The 16,498-nt window shown below is 71.5% G+C and carries 17 protein-coding genes; 12 read left to right on the forward strand and 5 right to left on the reverse strand.

Annotation, left to right across the window (positions count from 1 at the left end; genetic code table 11):
- The first annotated feature begins 17 nt into the window (after window positions 1–17).
- Genes AC3RJ6_RS09315 through AC3RJ6_RS09345 form a run of 7 tightly spaced genes read left to right on the forward strand, consistent with a single transcriptional unit; the run spans window position 18 to window position 8,463 of the window.
- Window positions 18–1,523 (forward strand): CehA/McbA family metallohydrolase, encoded by a 1,506-nt coding sequence (locus AC3RJ6_RS09315; protein ID WP_491426763.1) that lies wholly within the window; start codon window positions 18–20, stop codon window positions 1,521–1,523.
- Entirely contained in the window at window positions 1,520–2,557 is a 1,038-nt protein-coding gene (locus AC3RJ6_RS09320; RefSeq protein WP_491426765.1) for an extracellular solute-binding protein, read from the forward strand. The genes AC3RJ6_RS09315 and AC3RJ6_RS09320 overlap by 4 nt, the downstream gene beginning before the upstream one ends.
- A 58-nt stretch (window positions 2,558–2,615) precedes the next feature.
- Window positions 2,616–4,349, forward strand: a complete 1,734-nt coding sequence (locus tag AC3RJ6_RS09325) for an ABC transporter permease (protein ID WP_491426767.1) — start codon at window positions 2,616–2,618, stop codon at window positions 4,347–4,349.
- A 16-nt stretch (window positions 4,350–4,365) separates the two neighbouring features.
- Window positions 4,366–5,496: an ABC transporter ATP-binding protein gene (locus tag AC3RJ6_RS09330; RefSeq protein ID WP_491426769.1), complete on the forward strand. Its 1,131-nt coding sequence runs from the start codon at window positions 4,366–4,368 to the stop codon at window positions 5,494–5,496.
- Between the two features lie 23 nt (window positions 5,497–5,519).
- The gene (locus AC3RJ6_RS09335) at window positions 5,520–6,416 is read left to right on the forward strand and encodes a TIM barrel protein (protein ID WP_491426771.1); all 897 of its coding nucleotides are present in this window, start codon (window positions 5,520–5,522) and stop codon (window positions 6,414–6,416) included.
- Window positions 6,413–7,339: an ROK family protein gene (locus AC3RJ6_RS09340; RefSeq protein WP_491426772.1), complete on the forward strand. Its 927-nt coding sequence runs from the start codon at window positions 6,413–6,415 to the stop codon at window positions 7,337–7,339. Before AC3RJ6_RS09335 ends, AC3RJ6_RS09340 begins: the two co-directional genes overlap by 4 nt.
- On the forward strand, window positions 7,336–8,463 hold the full coding sequence (locus AC3RJ6_RS09345) for a Gfo/Idh/MocA family oxidoreductase (RefSeq protein ID WP_491426774.1): 1,128 nt from the start codon (window positions 7,336–7,338) through the stop codon (window positions 8,461–8,463). Before AC3RJ6_RS09340 ends, AC3RJ6_RS09345 begins: the two co-directional genes overlap by 4 nt.
- Window positions 8,464–8,575: 112 nt before the next feature.
- On the opposite strand, the gene AC3RJ6_RS09350 is transcribed toward AC3RJ6_RS09345, so the two are convergent.
- The 3 genes from AC3RJ6_RS09350 to AC3RJ6_RS09360 form a co-directional block, all read right to left on the reverse strand.
- Complete coding sequence (locus AC3RJ6_RS09350; protein WP_491426775.1) at window positions 8,576–9,688, reverse strand: carboxylate-amine ligase; 1,113 nt, start codon at window positions 9,686–9,688, stop codon at window positions 8,576–8,578.
- Window positions 9,689–9,764: 76 nt separating this feature from the next.
- Complete coding sequence (locus tag AC3RJ6_RS09355) at window positions 9,765–10,298, reverse strand: DUF2510 domain-containing protein (RefSeq protein ID WP_491426777.1); 534 nt, start codon at window positions 10,296–10,298, stop codon at window positions 9,765–9,767.
- A 22-nt stretch (window positions 10,299–10,320) separates the two neighbouring features.
- Window positions 10,321–10,917: a VanZ family protein gene (locus tag AC3RJ6_RS09360; protein ID WP_491426778.1), complete on the reverse strand. Its 597-nt coding sequence runs from the start codon at window positions 10,915–10,917 to the stop codon at window positions 10,321–10,323.
- A 373-nt stretch (window positions 10,918–11,290) separates the two neighbouring features.
- On the opposite strand from AC3RJ6_RS09360, the gene AC3RJ6_RS09365 reads away from it, so the two are divergent.
- The 5 genes from AC3RJ6_RS09365 to AC3RJ6_RS09385 all read left to right on the forward strand — a co-directional run bounded on the left by AC3RJ6_RS09365 (window position 11,291) and on the right by AC3RJ6_RS09385 (window position 14,214).
- Complete coding sequence (locus AC3RJ6_RS09365) at window positions 11,291–11,494, forward strand: cold-shock protein (protein ID WP_231429943.1); 204 nt, start codon at window positions 11,291–11,293, stop codon at window positions 11,492–11,494.
- Between the two features lie 183 nt (window positions 11,495–11,677).
- Window positions 11,678–12,745, forward strand: a complete 1,068-nt coding sequence (locus AC3RJ6_RS09370) for a fatty acid desaturase family protein (RefSeq protein ID WP_491427160.1) — start codon at window positions 11,678–11,680, stop codon at window positions 12,743–12,745.
- Window positions 12,746–12,853: 108 nt separating this feature from the next.
- Window positions 12,854–13,060 carry a cold-shock protein gene (locus tag AC3RJ6_RS09375; protein WP_491426780.1) on the forward strand — a complete coding sequence of 69 codons (207 nt, stop codon included), beginning with the start codon at window positions 12,854–12,856 and terminating at the stop codon, window positions 13,058–13,060.
- A 111-nt stretch (window positions 13,061–13,171) separates the two neighbouring features.
- Window positions 13,172–13,825: a UdgX family uracil-DNA binding protein gene (locus tag AC3RJ6_RS09380; RefSeq protein WP_491426781.1), complete on the forward strand. Its 654-nt coding sequence runs from the start codon at window positions 13,172–13,174 to the stop codon at window positions 13,823–13,825.
- 65 nt (window positions 13,826–13,890) lie between these two features.
- A complete protein-coding gene (locus AC3RJ6_RS09385) occupies window positions 13,891–14,214 on the forward strand; it encodes a TFIIB-type zinc ribbon-containing protein (protein ID WP_491426782.1) in 324 nt (107 codons plus the stop codon).
- 92 nt (window positions 14,215–14,306) lie between these two features.
- Here AC3RJ6_RS09385 and AC3RJ6_RS09390 read toward each other — a convergent pair whose 3' ends face one another.
- Together AC3RJ6_RS09390 and AC3RJ6_RS09395 are read right to left on the reverse strand one after the other, a co-directional pair.
- Entirely contained in the window at window positions 14,307–15,140 is an 834-nt protein-coding gene (locus tag AC3RJ6_RS09390) for an aldo/keto reductase (protein ID WP_491426784.1), read from the reverse strand.
- 56 nt (window positions 15,141–15,196) lie between these two features.
- Window positions 15,197–16,423, reverse strand: coding sequence for an MFS transporter (locus tag AC3RJ6_RS09395; protein ID WP_491426785.1), 1,227 nt, complete (start codon window positions 16,421–16,423; stop codon window positions 15,197–15,199).
- Window positions 16,424–16,498: the final 75 nt, after the last annotated feature.

The following is a 16,498-nucleotide window of genomic DNA, read 5'->3' on the forward strand; positions in this document are numbered from 1 at the left end:
CGATCCAAGGAAGCATCATGAACCCCGTATCCCCCGACGGTCGTTCCGACGTCGTGCTGTTCGCCACCGACGAGGTGCTGCGCCCGCCGCTCGGCGTCGAATACGTCGACCGGCTCGTCGAGGTGCCCGAGGGGGTCGAAGAGCTGCGGGTCGAGCTCGACTACGACAAGGTCACCGATCGCTTTCAGCTCTACGCAGCGCTGATCGACCCCGACGGCGTGTTCCGCGGGCACGTGCAGTGCCCCGGCGGGCCCGGTCCGCGCGAACTGCGCTTCTCGGTTGCGACCGGGTGGGCGAGCCCCGGCTGCATCGCCGGCCCCATCAGGGCGGGGGCGTGGATGCTGCGCCTCGACCTCGATCGCTTCCGTGAGGCGGGCCCCTACGAGCTCAGGCTCGTCGCCGGTTCGGGGAAGGCGCGGCAATCGCTCGTCGACGACCCGGAGGTGCCGCACGGTTCGGCGGCGCCTGCCGCACACGGCGAAGCGGCGCACCTGCCCGCGCGCACCGACGACGAATCCGGGGCCGTCTGGCTGCGGGGCGAACTGCACTGCCATTCGGTGCACAGCGACGGTCGCGACTCCGTGGAGGGCATCCTCGCCGAGGCTCGCGCCCGTTCGTTCGACTTCCTCGCGCTCAGCGACCACTTCACCTGGAGTCACTGGCGCCCGGGCGCAGAAGCGGCGGCGGAGGCGGGCGGACCGATCGTGCTGCCCTCGATCGAGCTGACGACCCATCGCGGGCACGGCAACCTGCACGGGCTCAGGGACTGGGTCGACGTGTACGTCGACCGCCCCGAGCACGATTGCGGCACGCTCGTCGCCGAGGTCCACCGGCAGGGCGGCCTGTTCGGGGTGAACCACCCGTTCAGCGGCCAGCAGGCCTGGCGCCGGTCGGATGTCGCGTGGTCGGAGGTCGACCTGCTCGAGGTCGTGAACCAGGGCCAGGACGCGAACAACGATGCGGCCATCGGCCTCTGGGACCGCCTGCTCGGTGCAGGCCACGACGTCGCCCCGGTCGCGGGGACGGACTGCCACGACCTCGCCGATCCGGCGCAGCGGCTCGGCCAGGTCGTCACCGCGGTGCGGGCGACTGAACGCAGCATCGACGGGGTGCTCGACGGCCTGCGCCGGGCGGCCACGGTCGTCACGCGCGGCGCCGACCTCGACCTGCGCCTTCGTGCCGGCGGCCGAGCGGCGCACCTCGGCGAGTCGCTCCCCATCCCGTCGGACGGCGGACCCGTCGACGTGGTCGTCGACGTCCGCGTCGATGTGCCCTGCGCCCTCTTCGTCATGCGCGACGGCCTCATGTGGCACCAGGTCGACGTCGAGCCGGGCGAGTCCACGTTGCGCATCGTCGACGACGCCCCGGTCGTCGGCGCCTACCGCGCCGAGCTGCACCGCCGCTCCGACGACCCGAGGCACTGGGCGTCCGCCTGGCGCTCGCACGAGTCGTTCGAAGCGCTCACGAGCTTCGTCCGGCTCGTCCCCGAAACCACCCGCAACACGCACGAAGGAGAATCATGAAGCACCGCATGAAGTTCGCCGTGGTCGGCATCGCCGCCGCCTCGGCTGTGCTCGCCCTCAGCGGCTGCAGCGCCATCATCGGCGGGCAGCCCGCGACCGGCGAGGACTCGGCCGAGTCCGGCGAAGTCGTCGTCTACGCCGCATCCGGCCCCGAGGTCACCGACCCGATCATCGAGGCGTTCGAGAAGGCCTACCCCGACATCAAGGTGACGCTCACGGCCAGCCCGGGCACGGGCGAACTCATCAGCCGGGTCGAGAGCGAGATGAAGAACCCCCTCGGCGACGTCGCCTGGGGTGGCTCCAACGAGAACTACGAGGCTGCGGCCGACGGCGCGTTCGCCGCGGTCGAGCTCGACAACGACGCAGCCATGGTCGCCCAGGACCCCGAGCACCAGTGGCACGCCACCGACGCGCTCTTCCAGGCCATCGCCGTGAACACCGATCGCGTCACCGACAAGTCGACCTACCCCGAGAGCTTCGAGGACCTCCTCGACCCCGCCTGGGGCGAGGCCGGCGGCATCGCCTTCGCGAACCCGCGCTCGTCGGGCACCTCCTACTCGCTGCTCGCGGCGATGGTCTCCGAGTACGACTGGGACTACCTCGACGACTTCCTCCCCAACGCGAAGGTCGTCGACGGCAGCTCGCAGATGTTCGACGGCGTGCGCACGGGCGAATACCCGGTCGGCTTCATCAACGAGGACCTCGGGTCGACCTGGATCGACGAGGGCGCGCCCATCGAGATGATCTACCCGAGCGACACGGTCTCGAACCAGATCGGCGTCGCCGCAGTCATCGAGGGCGCCAAGCACCCGAAGGCCGCCGAGACCTTCGTGAACTTCCTGATGTCGAAGGAGGCGCAGGAGCTCATGGTCGACGAGGTCGGCCGTCGCTCGGCTCGCACCGACGTCGCACCCCCGGCCGGCCTGCCCGACGCGGCCGACCTGAACCTCGCCACGCCCGACCCGGCGGTCTTCGCGACCGACAAGGAGGCCGTGCTCACGCAGTTCGACGAGAAGCTCGCGAACGCCCAGTAGCCCTCTCACGCAAGGCCGGGCCGGCCCTCGTGGCCGGCCCGGCCGGAAACGGTGCCTCATGACCAGCAACGACCTCCAAGAGCGGATCGAACCGCTCGAGGCGACGCTCGCACCCCCGTCGAGCGCGCCCGCCAAGACCCGGGCGAGCCGGCGCCCGAGCGTCTGGTTCCTCGTCGCACTCGGGCTGCTCGCGCTGCTCACCTCGACGATCGTCCTCCCGCAGCTCCGGCTCGTCGGCGAGGCCTTCACCGACGACGGCGCCTTCTCGTTCGCCAACTTCGTCGAGTTCTTCACGACGCCGCGGTTCCAGGAGGCGATCGTCAACTCGCTCGTCATCGCCGTGATCGCGGGCGTGTGCGCGTGCGCCGTCGCCGTGCCCGCCGCGTACCTCCTGGCGCAGTTCGACCTGCCGGGCCGGCACGGCTTCCTCACGCTCGCCACGATGGCGACGGTCTCGCCGCCGTTCCTCGGCGCGTATGCGTGGGTGCTGCTCCTCGGCCGCGGCGGCATCCTCACGACGCAGCTGCGCGAGTGGGGCATCCAGCTGCCGTTCGACAGCATCATCGGGCCGGGCGGCATCGTCTGGGTGACGATCTGGGCGACGCAGGCGCTCGTCTTCCTGCTCGCCTACGACGCCTTCCGGGCCATCGACCCGAGCCTCGACGAGGCCTCCTCGAGCGTGGGCGCGAACCCGTGGCGGACGCGCCTGCGCATCGTCCTCCCGATGGCCGTGCCCGCACTCGTCACCGGGTTCTACATGTCGAGCATGAAGATCTTCACCGACTTCGGCACGCCGCTCATCATCGGCGGCGGCACGCCGATGCTGCCGACCGCGGTCTACTACGAGTTCATGTCCGAGGTCTCGACGAACCCGGCGATCGCGTCGGCGGGCAGCCTCGTGATGCTCGGCGTGGCGTGCATCGCGCTCGCCCTGCAGCAGTGGGCGCTGCGTCGTCGCACGTACGCCTCGGTGAGCAGCCGACGGCGTCCGCTCCAGCCGGTTCACGGTGCCCGGCGAGTGCTCATGATCGGCTATCTCGCGATCGTCTTCGGCATCTCGTTCGTGCCGCACCTCGTGGTCGTCGGCACGAGCCTCCTCACCTGGCGCGCGGGCATCCTCAACTGGGTGCCGACGCTCGACAACTACGTGAAGCTGTTCGACGAGGACCTCGAGGTGATCCTCATGAGCCTCCTGCTCGCGGGCATCGCGTGCATCATCTGCGTGTTCGTCGCGGTGCTCGTCGCCTACCTCACCGTCCGTCGCCGCTACGCCGTGCTCAGCCCCGCCCTGAACGTCATCACGATGGTGCCGTACATCATTCCCGGCACGGTGCTCGCGATCGGCCTCATCCTGGCCTTCAGCAGCGGGCCGCTGATCCTCACCGGCACCGCGACGATCCTCGTGCTGGCCTACTTCATCCGACGCATCCCGTACGTCACGAAGTCGATCGAGGCGTCGCTCACCCAGGTCCACCCGGCCCTCGAGGAGGCCGCGATGAGCGTCGGGGCGAAACCGATGCGCGCCTTCCGCCAGGTGACCGTTCCGCTCGTGCGACCGGCGATCGTCTCCGGCGGCACCGTCGGCTTCCTGCAGATGGTCACCGAACTGAGCGCGACCGTGATGCTCTACTCGGTGCCGTTCATCACGATGACGGTCGTCATCTTCACGAACGCGATGCAGCCCGCGAGCCCCTTCGGGGTCGCCTCGGCGATGACCGTGGTGCTGATGCTGAGCGTCTACATCCCCCTGTACTTCGTGCGGCGGAAGTTCGCCTCGGTCACGAGCGTCTAGAGAAAGCGAGAGAGCAATGGAACGTGGCAACGGAGTCGCGGTCGGCGTCCAGTCGGTCAGCAAGGAGTTCCCAGGGCACGTGGCGCTGAAGGGCGTCGACCTCGAGGTGGAGGCGCGCTCGTTCACGACCCTCCTCGGCCCGTCCGGCTGCGGCAAGACCACACTGCTGCGCATCCTCGCGGGCTTCGAGAACGCGACGACCGGCCGGGTGACGTTCGACGGCAAGGACATCGCGAAGATGCCGGCCTGGAAGCGGAACATCGGATTCGTGTTCCAGAACTACGCCCTGTGGCCGCACATGACCATCCGCGACAACGTCGCGTACGGGCTCAAGCTGCGCAAGCTCGGCAAGGAGGCGATCATCGATCGCGTCCTCGACTCGCTGCGCATGGTCGGGCTCGAAGCGCGCGCCGACGCCTTCCCCGGTCAGCTCTCGGGCGGCCAGCAGCAGCGCGTCGCCATCGCGCGCGCACTCGCGCTCCGCCCGAACGTGCTCCTGCTCGACGAGCCGCTGTCGAACCTCGACGCGAAGATGCGCATCGGGATGCGGCAGGAGCTGCTCCGGCTCCAGCGCGAGGTGGGCATCACCGCGGTGTACGTCACGCACGACCAGGAGGAGGCGCTCGAGATGAGCGACCAGGTCGCGGTCATGCACGACGGGCGCATCGACCAGGTCGGGTCGCCGCAGGAGATCTACGAGGCGCCCGGAACGGCCTTCGTGGCCTCGTTCGTCGGGCACGTCACCCTGCTCGGCGGCGAGAGCGACGGGCGCGGCGGGTTCACTCCCGATCTGCCCGTGGCCGGCGCGCTGCCCCGGTTCGGCAGCGTCGGCGCGGCGGGACGCGCACAGCTCGTGCTCCGGCCCGAGAACCTCGATCTCGTCGACGACGCGGACGCGCAGCTGCGCGGCACGCTCGCACGGACGAGCTACCACGGTCGTGGCTACCGGTCGGCCCTGCGGCTCGCCGACGGCACGCTGTGCGAGGTCGACCACCGGAGTCCGGTCGCGGCGACGCAGGGCGACGCCGTCGGGATCCGCATCCGCTCGGCCTCTCTCGTGCCCGAGTCCGACGACTACTATCGCGAGTCGACGCCCGACGAGAACGACGACGAGGCCGCGGTCCTCGCCGAGGCGCCGGCCGCGTGAGCACGACGAACGGAGAACGGACGATGATGGGTATCGGATCGGCACCGGTGAGCTTCGGCATCCACGGGGGAGCGGATGTCTCGAAGCTGGCGGCGACGCCCCGCGAGCTCGTCGCGGCGATGGCGGCGGCCGGATACACCGGCAGCGAGCTCGGCCCGCCCGGATTCTTCGGATCGCCCGAGGAGACCGCGACCCTGTTCGCGGACCACGGCCTCGCGGTGGTCGGCGCCTACGTGCCGCTGCACCTGAGCCTGTCCGACGAGGTGATGGCCGCCGACCTCGAGGGCATGCGGCGAACGCTCGACGAGCTCGCCGCGGCGGGCGGCGACGGGCTCGCCATCCTCGCCGACGAGGGCGACCCCGCGATCATCGAGCACCCGTTCCGCCCGAACGCCGAGCGCGGGCTGCGCCCCGCGCAGTGGGATGTCGCCATCGAGCGGCTGAACCGCGCCGACGAGCTCGCCCGTTCGGCCGGCCTGCGCACGAGCTTCCACCCGCACTTCGGCACGTACGTCGAGCAGGCGCCCGAGATCGACATCCTGCTCGAGCGCACGACGATCGACCTCTGCCTCGACACCGGGCACTTCGTGCTCGGCGGTGCCGACCCCGTCGACTACCTGCGCGAGTGGGCGCACCGCGTCAACCACGTGCACATCAAGGACGTCCGGCTCGCGGTGCTCGAGGCGGCGCGCGCCTCCGGCAACGAGCGCATCGACGACTGGTGGGACGAGGTCTCGGTGCCGCTCGGCGCCGGCGACGGGCCGCTCGACGAGTTCCTCGCGCGACTCGGCGCCACCGGGTACGAGGGTTGGATCGTCGTCGAGCAGGACGGCGCCCCCGCGACGATCGACACCTGGAGCCGCATCGTCGGCGACCAGCGTCACAACCACGACTGGGTGGCCGAACGGCTCGGTCGATGACGGAGGTGGTGCTCGCGCTCGACGTGGGCGGCACGAAGGCCCACGGGGCGCTCGTCGACGCCGACTTCGGACTCGTCGACGAGCACCTCGTCTCGACCGCGGGGCGCGATCCCGGCCTCGTCGCGACGGTCGGCCTCGCCCGTACCCTCCTGGAGCGCGCCGAGCAGCGAGGCCTCAGGGTGGGCGCGATCGTCGCCGGCTTCCCCGAGTACGTCGCGAACGACGGCCGAGTCACCGCCCACGAGGTGCTCGACTGGGACGTGCAGCCCGAGCAGGCGCTGTCGCTCGCGACCGGCGTCCCCGTGCGCATCGCGAGCGACGTCAAGTGCGGCGCCCGCGGCGAACTGGCGCTCGGCCGCGGACGCGAGACCGACGACTTCGTCTACGTCTCCCTCGGCACCGGACTCTCGACGACGATCGTGCTCGGCGGCACGATCCACGACGGCACTCGCGGCGAGGCGATCGGCTTCGGCGAGTGGGCCGTTCCCGCCGACCTCGACCCCGACTGGTCGGGCAACCTCGAGGGCTTCGCCTCCGGCACCGGCATCGCCGATCGTTACGCGGCCCGGAGCAGCCGGGAGGCGCCCGCCCCCGGCGCCCGTGGCGTGCTCCTCGCCGCCGACGCGGGCGACGCCGTCGCCGAAGCGATCGTCGACTCGGCGGGTCGCGCCATCGGCAGGGCGCTCGCCCAACTCGTGTCGGTGCTCGACCCGGCGGCGCTCGTGCTCGCGGGCGGGCTCGGCTCCGCCGACACCCGCGTCCGCCGCGCGCTGCTCGCCGAGTACGCGCTCCGGACGAACCGCAGGCCCTCGCCGCCGCCGATCCTCACGAGCACCGTCCCCGCGAACCCCGGACTCCTCGGAGCCGCCGTGCTCGCGTGGGAGCTCGCCGACACCACACCCCGAGAAGAGAGAACCGCATGACCGCACCCGTCCGCATCGCCGTGATCGGCGCCGGAACCATCTCGCAGTCCGTCCACCTCCCGACGCTCCAGCGCGCCGGCTACGAGATCGTGCTCGTATGCGACCTTTCGCCGTCGCGGGTCGCCGAGGTCACGGCGCGCACCGGCATCCCCGGCACCACATCGCCCGACGAGGCGATCGCGTCGAGCGACGTCGAGGCGGTCCTCATCGCGACGCCCGGTTCGCACGCCCAGCTCGCGCTCGCCGCGATCCGCGCGGGCAAGCACGTGCTCGCCGAGAAGCCGCTGGCGCTCACGCTCGCGGAGATCGACGAGCTCGAGGCCGCCGCGGCCGAGGCGGGCGTCGTCGCACAGGTCGGCTACATGAAGATGTACGACCCGCTCACCGAGCGGGCGCGCGCCGAGCTCGACGAGCTGCACGACGTGCGCCTGGTGCGCATCACGGTCGCGCACCCCGACGACCTGCCCCAGGTCGACCACCTGCGCATGTCGCCGCCGCAGCCCGACGCCGACGTCGCCGAGATCGAGCGCGCGCAGGCGTACGAGGCGGAGCAGGGCCGCCTCGCGCTGCCCGGCGCGTCCGACCTCGTCCAGCGGTACTACCGGAACGTGCTCAACGGCTCGGTCGTGCACGAGCTCAGCCTGCTGCGGGCCCTCGGCCTCGAGCTGCCCGAGACGTGGTCGGCGGAGACCTTCCCCGCGCTCGAGACCGCGAACCCCGCATCGCTGCTCGCGACCGGCGCGGTCGGCGATGTGCGCTACGTCCTCAGCTGGAACTGGCTCCCCGACTACCCCGAGTACGACGAGGAGCTCAAGGTGCTCGCCGCCGACGGGCGGCTCGAGTACCACCTCGCGAAGCCCTACCTCCTCGAGGAGCGAAGCCGCCTCCGCGTCGAACGGCACGACGGCCTCGAGCGCCGCGACACGACGTACACCGACGGCTTCGAGACGGGCTTCCTGCGCCAGCTCGACGCGTTCGCGCGCTCGATCCGCGACGGTGCTCCGGTGCGCTCCGACTTCGCGGGCGCCCGACGCGACGTGCGTTGCCTGCAGGCTCTCGCGAAGGCGATCGGCGACGCGCGCGGCGAGTCCTTCACGACCGAGGCGGACGCCGCGCAGGCATGAGCCCGCGTGCCGGGGTGCGGGACCGCGCCCCGCACCCCGGCACCCGCACCCGCACCCGCACCCGCACCGGCACCGGCACCCGCACCCGCACCCGCACCTGCGAAGCGACCGCTCACTCCACGGTGAACGTCGCCTCGTAGAGTTCGCGCAGCCCGGGCATCCCCGCTGCCGCGAACGCGGCCCGCTGCCGTGCCGCTCCCGTGCCGTGGTCGAGCAGCCGGTCGATCCCGCGGCGCACGAACTCGACGTCGCCGCTGCGCTCGAGCGCCGGTGCCAGCAGCTCGAGCGCGTGCTCGACGACCTCGACGGCCGGCCGCAGCTCGCCGAGCACTGGGTCGAGCACGGTGGTCGACAGGCCCCGGTGGGCCGCGTGCAGGAGGGCGGCGTTCAGCAGCTCGGGCCCCGGTGCCGCAGCGGCATCGGGCAGCACCGAGCCGGCGCCCGTGCCGCCGACGGGGTCGACGACGCTGTCGACGAGGGCACGGCAGAGCACCGCGACGAGCACCGACTCGCCCGCCTCGAGCTGGGCGTCGGCGATCCGCACCTCGACCGTCGGCACGTGCGACGACAGGCGGGCGGTCCACATGACGACGGCGCGGTCCTCGGTGCCGCCGACGCCGATCAGCCGTTCGAGCCGCCGGTCGTAGTCGGCGGCGTCGACGAACTCGGGTGGAGCGCCGGTCGTCGTCCACCGGCGGAGGCCGACGTTGCGCCAGCTCTCGTAACCGGTGTCGTACCCGCGCCAGATCGGCGAGTTGCCGGTCAGCGAGGCGAGCAGCGGCAGCCAGGAGCGGGTCGCGTTGAGTGCGCGCACGGCGAGGTCGCGATCGGCGACGCCGACGTGCACGTGCAGGCCCTGGATCTGGTGGTCGGCGATGACGCCCTGCATGTCGTCGACGATGCGCCGGTACCGCGGGGTGTCGGTGATGGTCGGGAACGGCAGGGCGTCGGGCGGGCTGCCGACGCTCGCGACGACCACCCCGAACCGGCGGGCCTCCGCCGCCACCTCTCGGCGAAAACCCAGGAGGGCGGCCTGCGCCGCGTCGGTCGTCTCGAACACGACCGACGCGTGCTCGACCTGCGCGGCGAGGAACTCGCGGTGCGCGACGGCGCGCCACGCCGGCTCAGCGGCGAGGTGCGCGAAGGCCTCGTCGGCCTTGTCGACCGGACGAAGCGTCTGCGGGTCGAGGAAGACGAACTCCTCCTCGATGCCGAAGGTGGTCATCGACCCCTCTTCCTCGATGCTCGAACTCTCGCGAGCGCGCGCCGGGTTGTCAAGGGGTGGCGGCCGACGGGCCCGATCAGCCGAACAGCATCATGGCGATCGCCGAGACCGCCGCCAGGGTGAGGGCGCCGGCCGCGAGCGACGCGAGCACGAGCAGGGCGACCTGGCCGCCCGAGAGCGCGTCGTGCGGCTTCGCGGGGTGGGCGCCGGAGACCGCGACGGATGCCGCGGGGCCGCCGCCAGGCGTCGGCACCGTCGTGTGCTCGGGGGCGAGTCGCACCGTGTGCGTGACGCCGGCGTCGAGCTCGGCGGCGGCGTCGGCGAGGACCCCGGCGAACGCCGGCTCGGGGGTGGGCAGCACCACGGTCGCGAAGACCGGCTCGACCGCTGCGGCGGGTGCCGCGAGCGCCGCGAGCACCGGGTCGGAGACGTCGGGCTCCGCGTCGGGCTCGGGCACGAGCACGAGTCCGTTCCGTTCGAGCGGCTTCGGCACCGTGTGCGGGGTCCACCCGCGACCGTCCCAGTAACGCATGGCCGAGGCATCCGCCTCGTCGTCGTACCAGCCCGCGCTGCGCCGCCGGTCGTTCGCGGGCGCGGCTGAGGTGGTCACCCGCCGAGTGTACGTCGCCGCGCTAGGCCGCGCGATCGGCAGAACTCCCCATGGCGGCGAGTGCCGGTTCGTGGTGCCGGGCCGACGCCGCCGTGCCGGTCGCGAGGTGCGAACGGGCCGGCTCGAACGCGACCAGCGCGTCGATCGCACCCGTCGCGTACGCGGCGTCGATCGCCTCGGTGGGGGAGAGCACCTCGGTCGCCGCCACCGCGCCCGCGCGGCGCACCATGCGGGCCGTCTGCACGAGCACGACGCCGACGACGGTGCCGGCCGTGTTCATCACGAGGTCGCGGGGATCGGAGATGCGGTCGGGCTCGGGCAGTTGGATGAGCTCGATCACCGTCGCGAAGCCGAACCCCGCGAGCATCGCGAGCGGCCAGAGCCGCCGGGAGAGGAGCAGTGCGGCGAGTGCCCCGACGGGGATGAAGAGGGCCACGTTGAACGCGATCTCGGCGATGTAGCCCGTCGTCCACGTGACCGAGGCCGTCCACGCGTCGGGGTTGAGGATGCCGCCGTCGACCTGGTGGCTCGCGGTGCGCCAGGGGGCCGGGCCGATCGTCACCCACAGCACGATCGCTGCGTACGCGGCAGCGACGAGACCGAGGGGGCGGCGATCCATGACTCGATTGTGCCCCCGATCCGCTGCGAGCGGGCTGGATTCTCCACAGAGTGTCCTGAGAATGCGAAACCGCCCGTGATGCGCGAAATCACGCCGAATGTCACGATCCGGTCGCGACCGGGTGTGCCCGCGCGCCTGAGCCGATAGGGTTGCGTTCACTGATTCCTCCATCATGCGGGCAGACGCCCGCGCCTCCATCTGATTGCCCGGAGGCGGACCGATCCGCGTGGCATGACCCGATACGAGCCGGCGGATGCGCGAGCGCAACCCCGCCACTCGCCCCTCGCTGGGGCGGCACCCGTCGCCCGAGCAGCGATCGAGAGTCGATCGCATCGGGTCGCACGTGCGGCCCGCACGACAGAAGGACAGCAGTATGGCAACCGGAACCGTCAAGTGGTTCAACGCCGAAAAGGGCTTCGGCTTCATCGCCCCCGACGACGGCTCGGCCGACGTCTTCGCGCACTTCAGCGCGATCACGGGCTCGGGCTACCGCTCGCTCGAAGACGGCCAGCGGGTCGAGTTCGAGGTCGCACAGGGCCCGAAGGGCCTGCAGGCGGAGAACATCCGCGCCGTCTGAGGCGCCGGCTCCCCGAACGCCGTCGCAGCCACGTGCTGCGGCGGCGTTCGTCATCTCCCAGCACGTTCTCATTCGGCTGCCGTAGAGTCGGGACATCTGCAGCGGGTGATCACCCGCGAATCCCGGCTGGGAAGTCCACGACAAGCTGGGAACACCATCTCTCACACCGAATCACTCGGTGCGATCCGGGCGACGAAGCCCCGCACCGGCTCCGCGGACATCACGCGCAGCTACACCGCTCTCTCCCGGGTCGTTCGCGAGTCCGGCCTCCTGAACCGCACGCGGTGGTTCTACCTCGCACTCGTCGCGGCACTCGTGCTCGCACTCGGCGGCGCGATCACCGGATTCATCCTGCTCGGCGACTCGTGGTTCCAGCTGCTCATGGCGGGCGCGCTCGGCCTGATCTTCACGCAGTTCGCGTTCCTCGCGCACGAGGCATCCCATCGCCAGGTGCTCGAGTCGGGCCCCGCCAACGACCGCGTCGGGCGCATCCTCGCGGCGGGCGTGGTCGGCATCAGCTACTCGTGGTGGATGACGAAGCACACGCGGCACCACGCGAACCCGAACAAGCTCGGGCGCGATCCCGACATCGAGTTCGACACGATCTCGTTCACCGAGGCGGACGCCCGACGGCAGCGAGGGCTCCTCGCGATCATCACGCGCAAACAGGGCTACCTGTTCTTCCCGCTGCTCACGCTCGAGGGCGTGAACCTCCACGTCCGCTCGATCCGCACCCTGTTCGACCGCGGCCCGGTGAAGGGGCGGTGGATCGAGCTCTCCCTCATCGCGGCGCGATTCGCCGTGTACTTCGGCGCGATCTTCTGGGTGCTGCCGCTCGGCATGGCGTTCGCCTTCATCGGCGTGCAGCTCGCCGTGTTCGGCATCTACATGGGTGCGTCGTTCGCCCCCAACCACAAGGGCATGCCCCTCATCCCCGCCGACGCGAAGCTCGACTTCCTCTCGAAGCAGGTGCTCACGTCGCGGAACATCTCGGGCGGGCTGTGGGCGAGCGCACTGCTCGGCGGACTCAACTACCAGGTCGAGCACCACCTGTTCCCGAACATGCCGCGCCCGCACCTCGCGAAGGCGCGCGAGATCGTGCGCGAGCACTGCCGCACCCTCGGCGTCCCGTACACGGAGACGACGCTCGTGCGCTCGTACGGCATCGTCATCGACTACCTCAATCGCGTCGGCCTCTCGGCGCGCGACCCGTTCGACTGCCCGATGGTCAATCGCTTCCGTCGGGTCTGAACTCCACACGCTTCCGGCGGCGGACGTCGTCGTCGGAACCCCGCACGATCCTCGGGTCGTGCACGTCGCAGCCGCTTCGGCGGCTCGGCTCTACAGAAGGAAATGAATATGGCAACCGGAACCGTCAAGTGGTTCAACGCCGACAAGGGCTTCGGCTTCATCGCCCCCGACGACGGCTCGGCCGATGTCTTCGCGCACTTCAGCGCGATCGCGTCGGGCGGCTACCGCTCGCTCGAGGAGAACCAGAAGGTCGAGTTCGAGATCGCCCGCGGCCCCAAGGGCCTGCAGGCGGAGAACATCACCGTCATCGGGTAGTTCGCGCTCGCACGAAACGCGCCGCCGCGGCCTCCGCCGCGGCGGCGTTCGTCGTCTCCGGCGGGCCGCAACCCCCTCACGGCCCGCCGCGCCGGCGCCTATCCTGCGGTCATGACCGAGCGGCCCGAACGGCCGGGCGCCGAAGGGTGGGTTCCCGAGGACGGCGACCTCGATGCCCTGCGCGCCGCCGCGCCCGACTGCCGGGGCTGCGAACTCTGGCGTGAGGCCACCCAGGTCGTGTTCTCGCGCGGCGGGCCGGCCGCCCGGCTCATGCTCGTCGGCGAACAGCCCGGCGACCGGGAGGACCGCGAGGGCGAACCGTTCGTCGGGCCGGCCGGTCGTGTGCTCGCGGGGGCGCTCGAGGCTGCGGGCATCGAAGCCAGGCGCGTGTACCTCACGAACGCCGTCAAGCACTTCAGGTTCGAGCGGCGCGGCAGGCGGCGCATCCACGAGAAGCCCGCGGTCGGGCACATCGTCGCGTGCCGGCCCTGGCTCGTCGCCGAGTTCGAGGCGGTCGATCCCGCCGTCGTGGTGGCGCTCGGTGCGACGGCGGCACGGGCGGTGCTCGGGTACCCCGCTCGTGTGGGCGAGTCCCGCGGCCGCGTGCTCCCGCCGGCGACGCACGCCGCCGGCCTGCCGGCGCCGACCGTCGTGACGGTGCATCCCTCGTCGCTCCTGCGCATCGAGGAGTCCGACGAGCGCGAGGCCGCACTCGCCGCGTTCGTCGCCGACCTCCGGCTCGCGGCCGACGCGGCCCGACCCTGAGCGGTCTCGAAGCTTCGCATCCTAGATTCGAGTCACCGAACATCCCGCCAGGAGAAGGAGCCCCCATGCAGTGCCCCACCGACGGAACCGTGCTCGTCATGAGCGAGCGCAGCGGCATCGAGATCGACTACTGCCCGACGTGCCGAGGCGTCTGGCTCGACCGCGGCGAGCTCGACAAGATCATCGAGCGCGCCGGACGTGAGTTCAGCGGTGCCCAGGCCGCGCAGCAGGCGCCGGCCGCGCCCGCCCAGCCCCAGCAGCCCGCCTACGGCCGGCCGCAGTACCAGCAGCCGTACGACGACCGCGGCTACGACAACCGCGGTTACGGCGATCAGGGCTACTCCCGCAAGAAGAAGAAGGAGAGCTGGCTCTCCGAGCTCTTCGACTGAGCCTCCCGGGCGGCGAAGCCGCCTGACGACCGGATGCCGCGGCGCCGGCCCCTCGTGGGGCCTGCGCCGCGGCATCCGTCGTTCGGAGCCGTTCAGGCGGCGTTGAACTCCACGGGGTGCGGGCCGGTGCGGCCGTCGCGCTCGAGGGCGTCGATCGCGGCGAGCTCGTCGGCGGCCAGTTCGAAGCCGAACACGTCGAGGTTCTCGGCGATGCGCGAGGGCGTCACCGACTTGGGGATCACGACGCGGCCCTGCTGCAGGTGCCAGCGCAGCACGACCTGCGCGGCGCTCACGCCGTGGCGGGCCGCGCTCGCGACGATCGCGTCATCGCCGAGCACGGCGCCCTGCGCGAGCGGGCTCCACGCCTCGGTGACGATGCCGTGGCGGGTGTTCGTCGCGACGGTGGTGCGGTTCTGCAGCGCGGGATGCAGCTCGATCTGGTTCACCGCGGGCACGACGTCGGTCTCGGCGATGAGGCGCTCGAGGTGCGCGGGCTCGAAGTTCGACACGCCGATCGCCCGCACACGGCCCTCGGCGGAGAGGCGCTCCAGCGCTCGCCAGGTGTCGACGTAGCGGTCGCGCTCGGGAGTGGGCCAGTGGATGAGGTACAGGTCGAGCTGCTCGAGCCCGAGCTTGCCGAGGCTCGCGTCGAACGCGCGCAGCGTCTGGTCGAAGCCCTGGTCGGAGTTCCAGACCTTCGACGTGATGAACAGCTCGTCGCGGGCGAGACCCGACTCGGCGATGGCGCGCCCGACGCCCGCCTCGTTGCCGTAGATCGCCGCCGTGTCGATGCTGCGGTACCCCGCCTCGAGGGCGGTGGCGACGGCGGCGGTGGTCTCGGCGTCGGGCACCTGGTAGACGCCGAAGCCGAGCTGCGGCATCTCGACGCCGTTGTTGAGGGTGACGGTGGGGACGGTGGGGTTCATGGATTCGCTTTCGGTGTCGAGGTGGTTCGGTCGGGGGTCGATGGCGGGTGCGGGGATCAGCCGGCCACCGCCGGGGTCGGCGAGGTGGTGGGGAGGGTCGGTGCCGAGGCATCCGCCTTCGTGCTCGAGGCGACGCGAGCGCGACGTGCGGTCGCGGCGGCGGCCGCCATCACGACGAGGGCCGCGAGCGTGATGGCCGCACCCACCCAGATGGGCGAGGTGTAGCCGAGGCCGGCCGCGATCGTGAGGCCGCCGGCCCAGGCGCCGAGCGCGTTGCCGAGATTGAACGCCGCGATGTTCGCGCCCGACGCGAGCGTCGGGGCCTTGGCGGCGTAGCGCATGATGCGGCTCTGCAGGCCGGGCACGGTGCCGAAGCCGAAGGCTCCCATGAGCACGAGCAGCACGACCGTCGCCACGGGGCTGAACGCGAGCCACGCGAAGAGCGCGAGCACGACGACGAGGGCGCCGATGAAGGCGAGCAGGGTGCCGTCGATCGAGCGGTCGGCGAGGCGCCCGCCCGCCCAGTTGCCGACGACGAGTCCCGCGCCGAAGAGCACGAGCAGCCACGGCACGGCTCCCGAGGCGAAGCCGCTCACCTCGGTGAGCGTGTAGGCGATGTACGTGAAGGCGCCGAACATGCCGCCGAAGCCGAGCACGGTGACGGTGAGCGAGAGCCAGACCTGGCCCGAGCGGAACGCGCCGAGCTCGCGGCGCAGGCTCGGGGCGGTCGACGGCGCCCGCAGCGCCGGCACGAGCATCGCGATGCCGACGAGTGCGACGACGCCGATCACCGAGATCGCCCAGAACGTCGCACGCCAGCCGTACTGCTGGCCGATGAACGTGCCGAACGGCACGCCGAGCACGTTCGCGGCGGTGAGGCCCGTGAACATGACGGCGATCGCACCCGCAGCCTTCTCGGGGGCGACGAGGCTCGCGGCGACGACCGAGCCGATGCCGAAGAACGCCCCGTGGCAGAGGGCCGCGATGATGCGCCCGGTCATCATGAGCTCGTAGGTCGGCGCCATCGCCGAGATCGCGTTGCCGGCGATGAAGAGCACGAGCAGGCCCATGAGCACGGGCTTGCGGGGGAGGCGGGTGGTGGCGGCCGTCAGGCCGAGGGCGCCGACGACGACGGCGAGGGCATAGCCCGAGATGAGCCAGCCGGCCGCGGCCTCGCTCACGCCGAAGTCGGACGCGACCTCGGGCAACAGGCCCATGATGACGAACTCGGTGAGTCCGATGCCGAAACCCCCGATGGCGAGGGCGATGAGTCCGAGAGGCATGCGCGTACTCCTGATACAGTGGAGGAAGATTAGTTGCAAACGCGGTCTATTGCGCGAGCGACTTAAATACTTGCA

The organism is Agromyces cucurbitae (assembly GCF_058349945.1).

Excerpts from the sequence above, each read along its gene's own strand:
- AC3RJ6_RS09315 (WP_491426763.1), top strand. The coding sequence starts at position 18 with ATGAACCCCGTATCCCCCGACGGTCGTTCCGACGTCGTGCTGTTCGCC.
- AC3RJ6_RS09320 (WP_491426765.1), top strand. The coding sequence starts at position 1,520 with ATGAAGCACCGCATGAAGTTCGCCGTGGTCGGCATCGCCGCCGCCTCG.
- AC3RJ6_RS09325 (WP_491426767.1), top strand. The coding sequence starts at position 2,616 with ATGACCAGCAACGACCTCCAAGAGCGGATCGAACCGCTCGAGGCGACG.
- AC3RJ6_RS09330 (WP_491426769.1), top strand. The coding sequence starts at position 4,366 with ATGGAACGTGGCAACGGAGTCGCGGTCGGCGTCCAGTCGGTCAGCAAG.
- AC3RJ6_RS09335 (WP_491426771.1), top strand. The coding sequence starts at position 5,520 with ATGATGGGTATCGGATCGGCACCGGTGAGCTTCGGCATCCACGGGGGA.
- AC3RJ6_RS09340 (WP_491426772.1), top strand. The coding sequence starts at position 6,413 with ATGACGGAGGTGGTGCTCGCGCTCGACGTGGGCGGCACGAAGGCCCAC.
- AC3RJ6_RS09345 (WP_491426774.1), top strand. The coding sequence starts at position 7,336 with ATGACCGCACCCGTCCGCATCGCCGTGATCGGCGCCGGAACCATCTCG.
- AC3RJ6_RS09350 (WP_491426775.1), bottom strand. The coding sequence starts at position 9,688 with ATGACCACCTTCGGCATCGAGGAGGAGTTCGTCTTCCTCGACCCGCAG.
- AC3RJ6_RS09360 (WP_491426778.1), bottom strand. The coding sequence starts at position 10,917 with ATGGATCGCCGCCCCCTCGGTCTCGTCGCTGCCGCGTACGCAGCGATC.
- AC3RJ6_RS09365 (WP_231429943.1), top strand. The coding sequence starts at position 11,291 with ATGGCAACCGGAACCGTCAAGTGGTTCAACGCCGAAAAGGGCTTCGGC.
- AC3RJ6_RS09375 (WP_491426780.1), top strand. The coding sequence starts at position 12,854 with ATGGCAACCGGAACCGTCAAGTGGTTCAACGCCGACAAGGGCTTCGGC.
- AC3RJ6_RS09380 (WP_491426781.1), top strand. The coding sequence starts at position 13,172 with ATGACCGAGCGGCCCGAACGGCCGGGCGCCGAAGGGTGGGTTCCCGAG.
- AC3RJ6_RS09385 (WP_491426782.1), top strand. The coding sequence starts at position 13,891 with ATGCAGTGCCCCACCGACGGAACCGTGCTCGTCATGAGCGAGCGCAGC.
- AC3RJ6_RS09390 (WP_491426784.1), bottom strand. The coding sequence starts at position 15,140 with ATGAACCCCACCGTCCCCACCGTCACCCTCAACAACGGCGTCGAGATG.
- AC3RJ6_RS09395 (WP_491426785.1), bottom strand. The coding sequence starts at position 16,423 with ATGCCTCTCGGACTCATCGCCCTCGCCATCGGGGGTTTCGGCATCGGA.